Origin of the sequence: Pantoea sp. 18069, assembly GCF_902706035.1 — a bacterium.
GTDB lineage: Bacteria > Pseudomonadota > Gammaproteobacteria > Burkholderiales > Burkholderiaceae_C > Comamonas.
Genome location: NZ_CACSJA010000001.1, coordinates 335,598 through 348,234 on the forward strand (window position 1 = coordinate 335,598; position 12,637 = coordinate 348,234).

Here is a 12,637-nt window from a genome sequence, read left to right on the forward strand (position 1 = left end):
GGCGCAGCCTCGCTGCCATCCCACGACAGCCCGCAAATTACGTACTCCAAAGAAGGAAACACAATGAACTGGATTGGTATTGCTGCGTACAAGTCAGCAGACAACACACTGCGCACCGGATTGGTCGTGGACGGCAAGGTCTACGACGCGCAAGAAGCGCTGGAAGCCGCAGGGCAACAGGTGCGGTTGCCACCAAGCGGCCTTGCGGGCCTGCTTGCCGAATGGCAGGAGTCCAGCCCCGAGGTGCTCGCCGCGCTCGAGGCTGCGGCACAAGCCCAACAGGAAGGGCGCATCAAGCTCTCGCCACAGAGTGGTGCGCTGGGGATTCCCTATCACCCCGGCCGGATCTTCGCGACAGCGTCCAACTTCTACGATCACGCCGAGGAAATGGGAACCAAGCTGGCCCCGCGCAGCGAGAGCTCGCCCTATATTTTCATGAAGGCCGACAGCAGCGTCACGCCCACAAAGAGCGCCGTCATCATGCCGCCCGATACCGAACGGCTGGACTGGGAGGTGGAGCTCGCAGTCGTGATCGGCAAGGGGGGTCGCCATATTCCCGTCGAGCGCGCGCACGAACACATCGCCGGCTACACGATCATCAACGACATCAGCGCACGCGACCTGAACCGGCGTACCGACTATCCCTTCTCGCACGACTGGTTTCGCGGCAAGAGCTTCGATACCTTCGCACCGTTGGGGCCATGGTTTGTTCCGCGCGACTGCATTGGCGATCCGCAGAAGCTGCGCATGCGCCTGAGCGTGAATGGCGAGCTGATGCAAGACGCAACGGCCGAGGCCATGATCTTCAATATCGCCGAGCAGATCTCGTATCTGTCCGGCATCCTGACCCTGCGCGGCGGCGACCTGATTGCCACCGGCACACCGACGGGCGTGGGCATGGGCCGCGGAGTCTTCCTTCGCCCCGGCGATGTGATGGTAGCGTCCATCGACCAGATCGGCTCCATAGAGAACCATGTCGTTGCGCAAACGGCATCCACATAATTTCCTTGATACCGAAAGAGCGAAAGGACAACGATATGGAAAAGCTCAAGCCGAAGCGCCTGGGTCACATGGTGCTCATGGTGAGGGACATCCAGAAATCCTGCACCTTCTACACCGAGGTTCTGGGCCTGGAGGTTTCCGACTGGATAGGCGACAAGATGGTGTTTCTGCGCGCCGGCTCGGACCATCACGACCTGGCATTGGCGCAGCTGCCTGCAGACTCACCGGATCTGAACGACCTGCCGCGCTACTCGCGACCGGGCCTGGAGCATTTCTCCTACCTGATCGACAGTGAAGAAGAAATGGAACGCTCCGTGCGCGTGCTGCAGGCGCACAACATCGAAATCGTACGCGGCATAGGCAGGCACGGGCCAGGCAACAACCTGTTCCTGGTCTTCAAGGATCCGGACGGCAACAACGTCGAGGTGTACTGCGAAATGACACAGATTCCCAAGGATGAGGGTCACCAGGCCCAGGTGTGGGAGCGCAACCTGGAATCGTTTGACCAGTACCGGCTGGAACGCTTTGTCGTGCCGCCTCCGCCCCATCTGCTCGCGGCCAAAACGGGCACGGAGCAATGACCAGGGCAGGCACACGGATGGAGGGCCCGGAAAGGGCATGCCGTGGGCCTACCCCGGGGGCAACATCCACGCTGGGGAGTCAGGTCGTCCAGCGCTCAAATCCAGGGTCTACATAGCGCAGCCTTGCCGGCGGCACAAGCACTGCGCCGGAGGCTTTTCCACCCTGCCTCGGTCTCACCCAAAGCCGGGCGCATTCCTGGCCACGCGAAACGCCTTGCGCCCGACCTGGCACGGTTTCTTCTCTGCAAAGACAACCGGCCTCGCTCCTGCCTTCCCGAGAGTAAAAGGATTGACATCGTCATCACCCTGAAGAGACGGTGACCGCGGCGCTGTCGCGCCGCGAAAATGTCCTCGCACCGTGGGGGCTGCGTCATGGTCGGTGCCGCCATCGCTGCAAGTTCACGCTCCTATTCCCAGACCTGGACTGCCCTGCCGGCTGGATGGCGCGTGCATGCCAACATCGACCAGGGCAACCGGGTTGCGCCAGCCGACTCTGCCTGCCAATACTGTGGCCATACCGACCACCACACGGCAAAGTCATCGCCAGCGAGAAGACATGCCCCATCCTATGAACAAGGCTTGGGGAAAAGGCGTTGAAGCGGGCGCAGAAGTGCGCCCGGCGTCGGGTGAGACGGGGTGAAGCCGCCGAGGGCAAGCTCCAGGCGCCGTGGTCTGCGCCCCCCGGCTATAACGCCCTGGGATGTTTAGCGGTGGGACTCCCGCTCACAGCGGTCGACACAGGCCTTGAGGCGCCGTGGTGCATCAACCGCAAATCATCGATGTGCGGGCTCTCAGCCTGCATCTGGCCGAACTGCCGCGCTCACGCAGGCGTGAGGACCGCTGAGACCGGCGAGACCAGTGGTCGTCCCGCAAAAAAAGCCGCCAGGTTCTCCATCAACGCATCGCGCTGCGCGAACTGCGCGGCCGGGGATCGGCCGGCGATATGGGGCGTCACAAGCACATTGTCCAGGGCCTTCAGCGCCGCAGGCACTTGTGGCTCTGTCTCCAAAACATCCAGTCCCGCACCGGCAATGGTTTTCAGCGTCAGCGCGGCAATCAGGTCCTCGGTATGCACAACTGAGCCCCGCGACACATTGATCAGGTAGCCCCTGGGGCCCAATGCTTGCAGCACGGGCCCATTGATCAAATGGTGTGTCGACGGTCCACCGGGACAGGCCGCGACCAGGAAGTCGCTTTGACGCGCCAGCTCGGTCACATCGGCAACCAGGCTGCCACATTCCGTCGGTTGCTGGTGGCGATCGAAATAGCGAATCTGCATGTCGAACGCGGCCGCCCGCCTGGCAATGGCGCGCCCGACCCGGCCCATGCCAATGATGCCCAGGGTACTGCCGCTCAATGTAGGCCTGGCGGCACGTGAACTTGTCCATGCGCCCTGTTTGACGGCCTGCGTCAGAGGGGCATAGCCCCGGCTGAGCGCCAGCATGAAGCCGAGCGCATGGTCGGCAACCGTGTCGCCGTTGGTATCGGGCGCATTGGCCACGGCGATGCCTGTTTGCCGGGCCGTGGCCACGGCTATATTTTCATAGCCGACACCAAACGAGCAGACCAGCCGCAATGCCGGCAGTTGGGCCATGCAGGGGCCGGACAGACCGGTCGTGCCATTGGTCACCACGGCCACGACTTGATGCCGCGCGCCATCGGCGATGGCGGCGGTATCGGGGCCGTCCGGATGATAGTGAAGGATGTAGCTCGAGGAAAGCGCGTCTCGGGTTTCCTGCGGCAACGGAATAAGTGCCAGAACATGGTGTGCCATAGCGGATGTACTCCGGGACTAGACGACCGCAATGGGGTCTGAAGCCGGCACGACCTCCTTGGTAGCGCCTTTCCAGCCGGTCTCGGTAAGGTCAAAGACGATGCCATCGGGCATGCGGTACTTGACCTCGTAGAAGACGTTCGGATCGGTTTCCTTGCGCCCCGTCAGATAGCTGCCACCGGCGGCCTTGATCCGCTCCTCGGCCGCTTCCAGGTTGTCCACCCACATGCCGAAGTGGATGACGCCGCGCACATCCTTCAGCCCCGCGTAGCCCGGCACGGTTTCGTCCTTGAAGTTGAGCAGCGCCACATTCATCACGCCATCCGTCATATACCAGCCGCGCAGGGCACGCCCGGCGCGTGTCATGCCGAAGGCCTGTTCGAAGAACTGCGCCGCAGCCTCTGGATCGCTGACCGAAAGCGCTATATGCCTGAGTTTTTCCATGCCTGTCTCCTTGTTTTGAGTACAGCAATCTTAACCAATAAATCATGATTTGGTACACCAAATTCTTTTTTAGTGCACCCAATGCATGAATTCAATAAACACACACGAAACCTCGGCCTGCGCGGCCATGCAGGCCAGCGCGCAAGTCATTCGCCCATGCCTGCGCGAAAGCTGGCGCACGTGGCTCTGCCACAGTGGTGGGAACAGGCACGACTCCAAGTAATTCGAAAAATGCGTGGATGCCCTCCCTGCGGCCGCAGGCGGGCAAGGGCTGGCGAAACCGCATGCCAGCCCGGCTGCGACGACAAAAGTGTCCGCCTGCAACGGATGCCGTCAGTCATGTTCCGTTGATTTGCCGGGTGAGACGGCGAATGCAGGGAGAAGCTATTTGAGCGTTGCTGGGTGCGGGAGAGTGCGCGTGGAAGTCTTGTCGGCGTTGGCGGGCTGCGGATCCGCGGCCGCAAGCCAGCAACCGCACCCGGGGTCGCTGGCTGCCGCAGGCAGCATCGGTTTTTCCAGGCGCTCGGGGATGCCTGGCGGCGAGTTGATCTACAGGTCCGGGGTTGCCCGGCGTGATTGCCAGCCGCATGACGCTTGGCGGTCCCGCCCAGCGTCACCGGCTATCCCCTGATCTGGCGGCTGGCCCGTTCGCACGCCTATGCGTCTGGGCTTTTTGACTGGACCGCTGAGGTCTTGCTCCTGGGCTTCGTTGCCCCCGCCTGGACGTCGCCGAGCTTCTTGTTTTTCCTTGCGGTCGACGTGCCATCAGCGGCGCTGGCTGCCTTGATACGCCGCGCAGCCTTGGTCGGTGTCGCGTCCTTGGCATCGACTGCTTGCGCGGCGTTCTCCCTGGCCTGTCGCAGTGCACGCAGGGCGGCGTTGCCAAGATGGGCATTGTGGGCGCGCATGGCCAAATAGGCTTGCTCCCCATCTCCCTCCACGATGGCCTTCACGATCTCATCGTGCGAAACATGCGACGTGACGAGCCTGTCGCTCTCTGCGGGATGGTATTGCCGGTAAGGGCTCAGGCGTTCACGGATGTCTCCCACCAGCTTGCCCAGAACATCATTGTGGGCACCCTCCAGAATCAGGCGGTGGAACTCACGGTTGGCCTCGAGGTAACCATCGATGTCGTTTTGATTGACGAACTCTTTGGTCCGCTGATGGACGTACTCCAGTTCAGTCTTCTCCATCGTGGTCATGGACTCTGCCGCGAGGCGGGCGCAAAGCGCTTCCAGCTCGCAATTGGCATGGAGGATTTCAGACAGTTCCTTGATCCCGACCTGCATGACAACGACACCGCGCATCGGCACGATCTGCGTGAGTCCGCGCGCGGCCAGCTGCCTCAGGGCCTCGCGTACGGGTGTACGCGAAACCTTGTATTGCTCTGCCAACCAACGTTCATCCAGCTTTGTCCCTGGCGGGAAATGCCCACTGATGATCTGCTCGGAAATCAGCGACTGCACCTTCGAGGAAATTGTCGGCATGGTATTTTTTCACCCCTTAATGCACGCCATTTTAGACCTACAAAGCACAAGATTGACTTCATTGGTTCAGTTGCCCATGGCTGCTCCAGGCCAGAGTCTCCAGACATTGGCCACTGCGTGCCGCAAGCCGCCGCCGACGCAAGTCCCGTCGGCGGCGGCTTCGGTTCGGCACTCAGGCCGCCAGGGTGGCATTTGAAACCGGCGCCACTTCCTTGGTAGCGCCTTTCCAGCCGGTCTCGGTAAGGTCAAAGACGATGCCATCGGGCATGCGGTACTTGACCTCGTAGAAGACGTTCGGATCGGTTTCCTTGCGCCCCGTCAGATAGCTGCCGCCGGCGGCCTTGATCCGCTCCTCGGCCGCTTCCAGGTTGTCCACCCACATGCCGAAGTGGATGACGCCGCGCACATCCTTCAGCCCCGCGTAGCCCGGCACGGTTTCGTCCTTGAAGTTGAGCAGCGCCACATTCATCACGCCATCCGTCATATACCAGCCGCGCAGGGCACGCCCGGCGCGTGTCATGCCGAAGGCCTGTTCGAAGAACTGCGCCGCAGCCTCTGGATCGCTGACCGAAAGCGCTATATGCCTGAGTTTTTCCATGCCTGTCTCCTTGTGTAAGCACGATGATGAATGCCACATCTTAATTCGAAAAACGTGATTTGGTATACCAATATTTGATTTGGTGTATTATCAATCTCATGAAAAACCTCAAGCAACCGCTCGGCGCCCTGTCCACGGAAGTGGCAGAGCTCTTCGACGAGATCGGCCCGATATGGGGCACGGACATCAACAAGCACCGCGACCTGGTGGTGGCGCATTACTCGCCGCTGGTTCAGCAGGCGGACAACAGCGGGATCGAGGTCAGGCGGGACATCGCCTATGGCACAACGGAGCGCGAGGTACTTGACGTCTACCGCCGCGCCTCATGGCAGCCGGGCACGAAAGATGTCGTCATGTTCTTTCACGGTGGTGCTTTTCTTCGCGGCAAAAAGAGCTTCAACGGCCACATCTACGACAACGTCGCCTATTGGTTTGCCAGACAAGACATCGTCGCCGTCAACGTGGAATACCGCCTGGCACCGGAAGCGCCCTATCCCAGCGGCGCCGAAGACGTGCTGCGGGCCTTCCGCTGGGTGCAGCAAAACATCGCAGCGTGGGGCGGCCGGGCCGACCGCATCTTCCTCATGGGCCATTCAGCCGGAGGATCCCACGTCGCCAGCGCGCTGTTTGACCCGGCCTTTGACGGCATCCAAAGCGATGAGGCCGCCGGCGCGATTCTGGTCAGTGCGCGCCTGTTCGCCGACACGCTGCCCGACAACCCCAACGCCCCGGGGGTGCGAGCCTACTTCGGCGAAGACCCCGCGCTCTACGAGCAGCGCTCCCCCATGACGCATGCCGCGAACAGCAACGTCCCACTGCTGATAGCCGTGGCGCAGTACGAAAACCCCCACCTTGACCGCTACGGCGAGGTCTTCTACCAGCGTGCCCAGGCGTCTGCGCGCACGGCGTTGACGCGCTTTGTCAACCTGGAGCGTCACAACCATACGTCCATCGTGGCGCACTTCAACAGCGGCGAGGAGACCCTTGGCGCTGCCATCACGGCTTTCATGGCTGACGCCTGAAGCCCTGCAAGCGTTTTTTCATCCAACGAGGTATATATGAGTCTCACAAAAAAAGCCGAAGTCTATGCACCCGCACTGACCCCGTTCAATGCCGACCTGAGCGTCAACCAGAACGCCTTCATCGATTTTTGCCAATGGCTGGTGTCGCAAGGGGCAGGCCTCGCCGTGTTCGGCACCAACAGCGAAGCCTGCTCGCTGTCGCTGCGCGAAAAGATGGGCTTGCTCGATGCCTTGGTGGAGGCCGGCATTGGCGCTGACAAGCTGCTGCCGGGCGTGGGACTGTGCGCACTGCCCGAAACCATAGAACTGAGCAAAAAGGCCGTAGAGCTGGGGTGCGCCGGCACACTTGTGCTGCCGCCCTACTATTTCAAGCCGGCCAGCGATGATGGCTTGTTTGCCTATTACTCGGAAATCATCCAGGCCGTGGGCTCCGAGGACCTGAGGCTTTACCTCTATCACATTCCCCAGTTCACGGGCGTGCCCATCACGCAGGGCCTGATCGAGCGGCTGATCAAGGCCTATCCCGACACCGTGGTCGGCATCAAGGACAGCTCGGGCGACTGGACCAACACCGAAAGAATGCTGCGCGAGCTGCCCGGTTTCAAGATTTTTCCGGCTTCAGAGGCCTTGCTCGAAAAGGCCCTGCCGCTAGGGGCGGCCGGCTGCATCTCCGCCACGGCCAATGTCCAGCCGCACACCATTGTGTCTGCCATCGAAAACTGGGGCACGGACCAGTTCGCCGCTCTGCAAAGCGATGCCAAGGCGGTACGCGCGCTGTTCCAGGCACTGCCCATGATCCCTGCGCTCAAGTATGTCGTGGCCGAGCAGATGGGCGATCAAGCCTGGCGCAACGTCAGGCCGCCCCTGGCAAAGGCCGCAGTCGACTGGGGTCAGAAACTGCTGTCCGATCTGGCGGAGCAGCGCTTTTCGATGGTTCAGTGATGAATGCCCCTGAAATCACGACCGAGCTGCCCCCGCCCTTGGGCAAGTACCCTCGCTTCAGACGCGCCGGCGATCTGATTTACGTCTCGGGTGTCAGCGCACGCCTGCCCGACGGCTCCATCGATGGAGTCAGCCAGGAAAACGGCGTGATCCGCCGCGATGTACGCCGCCAGACCCAGCGGGTCCTGGAGAACGTGGCCGGGATTCTTGCGTCGGCCGGCGCCAGCCTGGCGGACTGCATAGACATCACGGTTTTCCTGACGGATCAGCAAGACTTTGCCGAGTACAACATCGCCTATGGCGACTATTTCGAGAGCAACGGTCCGGCGAGAACGACGGTCATCGTGCGCGGACTGCCGCATCCCGACATGGTGGTCGAGGTCAAGGCGGTCGCCTGGAAGGCTGCGCACCTGTAGCCTTGTGCGAAAAACGCCTGCAAGGCGCCCTTGCGATCCCTCGCCTCTGCCGTGGTCACGGCGCGCAGCGCACCGGCCCGCAAGCGCGCGATCCAGACGCTGATTTCGGCCCTGCATGTGCCTTCGGGCCATGTGCGCAGCGGCATCGCGGCCAGCCTGCAGGAAACATCTGCAACCAGGCGCAAGCAGCCCGGCGAGGGGTGATTGCGCCAGCCACGGCGGGCCACGGCCGGCCGTGGCACCATGGTTCGCATGGCATATTCCTTTTCCCCTCTTTTCTTGCACCAGCGCGCAGCAGGACTCTTGTGCGGCCTGGTGCTGCTGACCGCTTGCGGCCTGGGGCTGGCGCAGACGCCGGCAGCCGATGCCGCGGCGCCTGACACGACCGCGCCCGCAGAAAGCGCCACCGGAGCTCCGCTGAGCAAAGGCGAAATCAAGGCCAGGCGTGATTTCCAGCTGCTCGACTTCAACAAGGACGGCAAGCTCAGCCGCACCGAAGTCACGCTGTTCCCCCGTCTGGCCGCGGCGTTCGACACGGCCGATACCGACAAGGACGGCTTTGTATCGTTCGAGGAAGTCGAAGCGTTTGCCGTGCAATACCGGGCCGAGCGCGCGGCCAAGGCGGCGCAGCAGGCCGAGAAAAATTAGGTCTTTCTAGAGGGCAGGCCGTTCATCCTTCGACAGGTTCAGGACGAACGGATGCTGCGCTTGTAGCCTTTGCAACTGGCGTGTCGCAGCGTGGGGGCACAGAGCAAGGGCCGCACCTAGGCGGCCCCCCGCAGCGAGGCAGCCGTCCCTGGCCGGGCGCCCCCCTCCACCGAAGGATGAGAGAGGGAAGACGAGGCCCGCCCAGGGTGTGAGCGGCTCAGGGGCGGCTTTTACAATCCTCGCGTACGCTTGGTCTTGGGTTCCGAATAGGTCAATGGTTCTTCCTTGATCAGCAGCTTGTTGCGCTCGATCTCGTCCGTCTTGTTGATCTGCTCCGCCTGTTCGACCACTTTCGCGCTGGCGAGCCACAGCGACTGGAAATGCTCGATCAACTGTTTGTGAATCGGCTCCTTCGGCGGCTCCTCGACTTCCTCGACCTGCTTTTTCTCCTGGACCGCCGTCCAGTCGCGATTGCCCTGGTCGGGTGCCGAAGGCTTGTCGGGCTCGCGCACGATCGCGCCTTCGCCCAGCCGGTCGATCGATTCGACCGCGTTCGCCGGGTTGATCGGTCGCACGGGCACGGCGCCCGACGCGCCGGTGGAATACAAATCAGCGCCCTGAGGTCGCCAGGCAGACGATCGATCGACAGGTGTGATTGGCATGGTGCATCCTTCGGTGGCTCAAAACGTGTGGCGAATGGCGAAAACTTCCCGCCCTCGTACCTTGATCGGCAGCGCCAGCCAAAAATAAAGGATTTTCTGCAAAAAAACTGCGTTTTTTTACCGGAATTTTCCTGATCCTGCCGAAAACCAGGCCCCATGGGGCCTGGCTGCTATAGAAATCGCTCAAGCAGGCGCTGCGAAGCGCGGTCCAGCGCGCTCGTGTCGGGCACGGCGAACTGCACGCCGTCGCTGCCCGCGATGCGCAGGCGCGTGCGGCCATGGAGCTTGCGTATGTCTTCCTCGGCCTTGAGCACCAGCTGGGTCGCGCCGCGGTCGGTGTCGACTTCCCAGGTGCTGGGCGTCGAAAAGCCCGAGACGCTGCGTATCCTGAGGATGGTCGGCACGAACTCGCGCACCGCGAGGTCCTGCTCGATCAGTTCCCGCGCGGCCGGCGGCAGCTGGTCCATGTGCGCGACCCACAGCGCCTCCTTGCCGTCGCCGCGCATCAGCGACAGCCCTTCCTCGGGCGCGGCCATGGGAAACGCGCGCACCGGCACCACGCCCACATGGCGCGTGCCGTCGGCCAGCGTCAATACCAGGCAGCCATGGGCGTCGCGCTGCAACTGCAGGTCCAGCGGGGTCATATCCAATGTGTCAGCCATGGCTTCAGTCCTTGATCAGCGTGGTTTGCAGCAGCAGGCCCGCAGCCTGCGCATCTTCTTCGGCGCGCCGTGCCTGGGCTTCGTAGAGCCGCCAGTAGGCGCCGCGCAGCGCGATGAGTTCGTCGTGCGGGCCGACTTCGACGATTTCGCCGCGGTCCATGACCACCAGGCGATCGGCCTTGCGCAGCGTGGACAGGCGGTGGGCGATCGCAATCGTGGTCCGGCCCTGTACCAGGTTGTCGAGTGCTTTCTGGATTTCCTTTTCGGTTTCGGTGTCCACGGCCGAGGTCGCTTCGTCGAGGATCAGGATGCGCGGGTCGATCAGCAGCGCGCGCGCGATGCTGATGCGCTGGCGCTCGCCGCCCGACAGGCTCTGGCCGCGCTCGCCGACCAGCGAATCGTAGCCCTGGGGCAGGCGCAAAATGAATTCGTGCGCATGGGCGGCGCGCGCCGCGGCGACGATTTCGGCGCGCGTGGCTCCGGGCTTGCCATAGGCGATGTTCTCGGCAATGGTGCCGAAGAACAGGAACGGCTCCTGCAGCACCAGGCCGATGTTGCGGCGGTAATCGGACACCGAGATGCGGCGCACGTCCACGCCGTCGAGCTGGATCGAGCCGGCCGAGACGTCGAAGAAGCGGCAGATCAGGTTGACCAGCGTGCTCTTGCCCGAACCGCTGTGGCCGACCAGGCCTATCATCTCGCCGGGCCGTATCTCCAGGTCCAAGTGCTTGATCACGCTGCGGCTGCCGTAGCGAAAGCCCACGTCCTTCATGGTGATCGCGCCCGCTACCCGGTCCATTTTCACGGGGTTGGCGGGCTGGGGCACGTTGCTCACATGGTCGAGGATGTCGAAGATGCGCTTGGCGCCGGCAGCGGCCTTCTGCGTGACCGAGACGATGCGGCTCATGGAGTCCAGACGCGTGTAGAAGCGGCCGATATAGGCAATGAACGCGGTCAGCACACCGACGGTGATTGAGCCGTCCGCGACCAGGTAGATGCCGAAGCCCCAGACGATCAGCAGACCGATTTCGGTCAGCAGCGTCACGGTGGGCGTGAACAGCGACCAGGTCTTGTTGACCTTGTCGTTGGCCTGCAGGTTGATCTGGTTGGCGTCGTTGAAGCGGGCGGCTTCGCGCTTTTCCTGGGCGAAGGCCTTGACCACGCGAATGCCGGGAATGGTGTCGGCGAGCACATTGGTGACTTCGGACCAGACGCGGTCGATCTTCTCGAAGCCGGTGCGCAGGCGGTCGCGCACGGTGTGTATCATCCAGGCAATGAACGGCAGCGGCACCAGCGTCACCAGCGCCAGCCAGGGGTTGATCGAGAACAGGATCACCGACGTCATCACGATCATCAGCACATCCGTGACGAAATCGAGCGCGTTGAGTGATAGAAAGAGGTTGATGCGGTCGGTTTCGGTACCGATGCGCGCCATCAGGTCGCCCGTGCGCTTGCTGCCGTAGTAATCGAGCGACAGGGTCAGCAGGTGGTTGTAGGTGGTGGTGCGCAGGTTCGCTCCTATGCGCTCGGAGACCTTGGCGAGCACGAAAGTGCGCGCCCAGCCCAGCGCCCAGGCGAGCAGGGCCGAGATCAGCAGCGCGCTCAGGTAGAAAACCACGAGCCCGGAGTCGATCTGTTCGCCGTTCTGGAACGGGATCAGGATCTTGTCCATCAGCGGAATGGTCAGGTAGGGCGCGACCAGTTGCGCGCCGGTCGTGGCCAGCGTCAGCACAAAGCCCAGCAGCAGTTGCCCCTGGTAGGGCTTGGCAAAGCGCCACAGGCGCAGCAGCACCCAGGTCGAGGTCTGGGGCGCCTGCTGGCGCGCGCAGGCCGGGCAGTCGTCGGTGTCGGGCGGCAAGGTGGCATGGCAGACCGGGCAATGCGCGGTTTCCTCGTCGTCGAGCGCGCTGTAGGACTGCGCGCGCGCGATGCGTTCGCGCTGGCGATCGAACTGCTGCTGCAGCAGCACCATCGCGGCCTGGTGGCTCAGCGTGACGAACCAGTGGGCCAGGCGCGCATCGTGGTTGTGCAGTTCCAGATGACCGACCCCGCCATGGTCCTGCAGACGCAAGCTCTGATCGACAGCAAGCACCCACTCACTCCACTGCCCGGACTTCGGATCGCAGGCCAGCAATCTTTCCTGCGTCAGGGCCAACAGACCATTGCCGAACTGCAAATCAGCACTCAGGTCAACCGGGACGATGGCTAGGACGTTCTCATCAGAAGCGAGCTTGGCTCGCAGTTCGTCCCCCAGAGGGCCGGCAAAGACTGCCGAGGCGTCCACAGTATGGTGATGTTGCATGTTGAATTATTTTCCTCCGCCGCTGGCGGCTCCAAGAGTCTTACGGACAACCGCATCGGCATGGTGAACGCGGCAGCGCCGGACACTCGTTACCCAT

Annotated in this window: 14 protein-coding genes; 7 read left to right on the top strand and 7 right to left on the bottom strand. The window is 62.6% G+C overall.

Annotated features, from left to right (window positions below):
• Nucleotides 1-63: 63 nt before the first annotated feature.
• On the top strand, nucleotides 64-1,002 hold the full coding sequence (locus GVL12_RS01630) for a fumarylacetoacetate hydrolase family protein (RefSeq protein ID WP_159910883.1): 939 nt from the start codon (nucleotides 64-66) through the stop codon (nucleotides 1,000-1,002).
• A gap of 35 nt (nucleotides 1,003-1,037) precedes the next feature.
• Complete coding sequence (locus GVL12_RS01635) at nucleotides 1,038-1,583, top strand: VOC family protein (protein ID WP_159910884.1); 546 nt, start codon at nucleotides 1,038-1,040, stop codon at nucleotides 1,581-1,583.
• A gap of 820 nt (nucleotides 1,584-2,403) precedes the next feature.
• Here the strand turns inward: GVL12_RS01635 and GVL12_RS01640 are convergent.
• The 4 genes from GVL12_RS01640 to GVL12_RS01655 form a co-directional block, all read right to left on the bottom strand.
• Nucleotides 2,404-3,357 carry a 2-hydroxyacid dehydrogenase gene (locus GVL12_RS01640; RefSeq protein ID WP_159910885.1) on the bottom strand — a complete coding sequence of 318 codons (954 nt, stop codon included), beginning with the start codon at nucleotides 3,355-3,357 and terminating at the stop codon, nucleotides 2,404-2,406.
• A gap of 18 nt (nucleotides 3,358-3,375) precedes the next feature.
• Nucleotides 3,376-3,801, bottom strand: coding sequence for a VOC family protein (locus tag GVL12_RS01645; protein WP_159910886.1), 426 nt, complete (start codon nucleotides 3,799-3,801; stop codon nucleotides 3,376-3,378).
• Between the two features lie 656 nt (nucleotides 3,802-4,457).
• Nucleotides 4,458-5,288 carry a GntR family transcriptional regulator gene (locus tag GVL12_RS01650; RefSeq protein ID WP_159910887.1) on the bottom strand — a complete coding sequence of 277 codons (831 nt, stop codon included), beginning with the start codon at nucleotides 5,286-5,288 and terminating at the stop codon, nucleotides 4,458-4,460.
• A 172-nt stretch (nucleotides 5,289-5,460) separates the two neighbouring features.
• Complete coding sequence (locus tag GVL12_RS01655) at nucleotides 5,461-5,886, bottom strand: VOC family protein (protein ID WP_159910888.1); 426 nt, start codon at nucleotides 5,884-5,886, stop codon at nucleotides 5,461-5,463.
• 98 nt (nucleotides 5,887-5,984) lie between these two features.
• Here GVL12_RS01655 and GVL12_RS01660 point away from each other — a divergent pair, with 98 nt between their 5' ends.
• The 5 genes from GVL12_RS01660 to GVL12_RS01680 all read left to right on the top strand — a co-directional run bounded on the left by GVL12_RS01660 (nucleotide 5,985) and on the right by GVL12_RS01680 (nucleotide 8,914).
• Nucleotides 5,985-6,908: an alpha/beta hydrolase gene (locus tag GVL12_RS01660; protein ID WP_159910889.1), complete on the top strand. Its 924-nt coding sequence runs from the start codon at nucleotides 5,985-5,987 to the stop codon at nucleotides 6,906-6,908.
• 36 nt (nucleotides 6,909-6,944) lie between these two features.
• Entirely contained in the window at nucleotides 6,945-7,850 is a 906-nt protein-coding gene (locus GVL12_RS01665) for a dihydrodipicolinate synthase family protein (protein ID WP_159910890.1), read from the top strand.
• Entirely contained in the window at nucleotides 7,850-8,266 is a 417-nt protein-coding gene (locus tag GVL12_RS01670; RefSeq protein ID WP_159910891.1) for a RidA family protein, read from the top strand. Before GVL12_RS01665 ends, GVL12_RS01670 begins: the two co-directional genes overlap by 1 nt.
• Nucleotides 8,267-8,296: 30 nt before the next feature.
• Nucleotides 8,297-8,470 (top strand): hypothetical protein, encoded by a 174-nt coding sequence (locus GVL12_RS01675; RefSeq protein WP_159910892.1) that lies wholly within the window; start codon nucleotides 8,297-8,299, stop codon nucleotides 8,468-8,470.
• A 75-nt stretch (nucleotides 8,471-8,545) separates the two neighbouring features.
• The gene (locus GVL12_RS01680) at nucleotides 8,546-8,914 is read left to right on the top strand and encodes an EF-hand domain-containing protein (RefSeq protein WP_235033782.1); all 369 of its coding nucleotides are present in this window, start codon (nucleotides 8,546-8,548) and stop codon (nucleotides 8,912-8,914) included.
• A 230-nt stretch (nucleotides 8,915-9,144) separates the two neighbouring features.
• On the opposite strand, the gene GVL12_RS01685 is transcribed toward GVL12_RS01680, so the two are convergent.
• From GVL12_RS01685 to GVL12_RS01695, 3 genes are all read right to left on the bottom strand, one after another.
• Nucleotides 9,145-9,576 carry a hypothetical protein gene (locus GVL12_RS01685; protein ID WP_159910894.1) on the bottom strand — a complete coding sequence of 144 codons (432 nt, stop codon included), beginning with the start codon at nucleotides 9,574-9,576 and terminating at the stop codon, nucleotides 9,145-9,147.
• 170 nt (nucleotides 9,577-9,746) lie between these two features.
• Nucleotides 9,747-10,238, bottom strand: coding sequence for a DUF1854 domain-containing protein (locus GVL12_RS01690; RefSeq protein ID WP_159910895.1), 492 nt, complete (start codon nucleotides 10,236-10,238; stop codon nucleotides 9,747-9,749).
• Between the two features lie 4 nt (nucleotides 10,239-10,242).
• Nucleotides 10,243-12,330: an ABC transporter ATP-binding protein gene (locus GVL12_RS01695; protein ID WP_200843419.1), complete on the bottom strand. Its 2,088-nt coding sequence runs from the start codon at nucleotides 12,328-12,330 to the stop codon at nucleotides 10,243-10,245.
• Nucleotides 12,331-12,637: the final 307 nt, after the last annotated feature.

What these genes read in the sequence shown, in the direction of transcription:
- GVL12_RS01630 (WP_159910883.1), top strand. Translation starts at nt 64, where the DNA reads ATGAACTGGATTGGTATTGCTGCGTACAAGTCAGCAGACAACACACTG.
- GVL12_RS01635 (WP_159910884.1), top strand. Translation starts at nt 1,038, where the DNA reads ATGGAAAAGCTCAAGCCGAAGCGCCTGGGTCACATGGTGCTCATGGTG.
- GVL12_RS01640 (WP_159910885.1), bottom strand. Translation starts at nt 3,357, where the DNA reads ATGGCACACCATGTTCTGGCACTTATTCCGTTGCCGCAGGAAACCCGA.
- GVL12_RS01645 (WP_159910886.1), bottom strand. Translation starts at nt 3,801, where the DNA reads ATGGAAAAACTCAGGCATATAGCGCTTTCGGTCAGCGATCCAGAGGCT.
- GVL12_RS01650 (WP_159910887.1), bottom strand. Translation starts at nt 5,288, where the DNA reads ATGCCGACAATTTCCTCGAAGGTGCAGTCGCTGATTTCCGAGCAGATC.
- GVL12_RS01655 (WP_159910888.1), bottom strand. Translation starts at nt 5,886, where the DNA reads ATGGAAAAACTCAGGCATATAGCGCTTTCGGTCAGCGATCCAGAGGCT.
- GVL12_RS01660 (WP_159910889.1), top strand. Translation starts at nt 5,985, where the DNA reads ATGAAAAACCTCAAGCAACCGCTCGGCGCCCTGTCCACGGAAGTGGCA.
- GVL12_RS01665 (WP_159910890.1), top strand. Translation starts at nt 6,945, where the DNA reads ATGAGTCTCACAAAAAAAGCCGAAGTCTATGCACCCGCACTGACCCCG.
- GVL12_RS01670 (WP_159910891.1), top strand. Translation starts at nt 7,850, where the DNA reads ATGAATGCCCCTGAAATCACGACCGAGCTGCCCCCGCCCTTGGGCAAG.
- GVL12_RS01685 (WP_159910894.1), bottom strand. Translation starts at nt 9,576, where the DNA reads ATGCCAATCACACCTGTCGATCGATCGTCTGCCTGGCGACCTCAGGGC.
- GVL12_RS01690 (WP_159910895.1), bottom strand. Translation starts at nt 10,238, where the DNA reads ATGGCTGACACATTGGATATGACCCCGCTGGACCTGCAGTTGCAGCGC.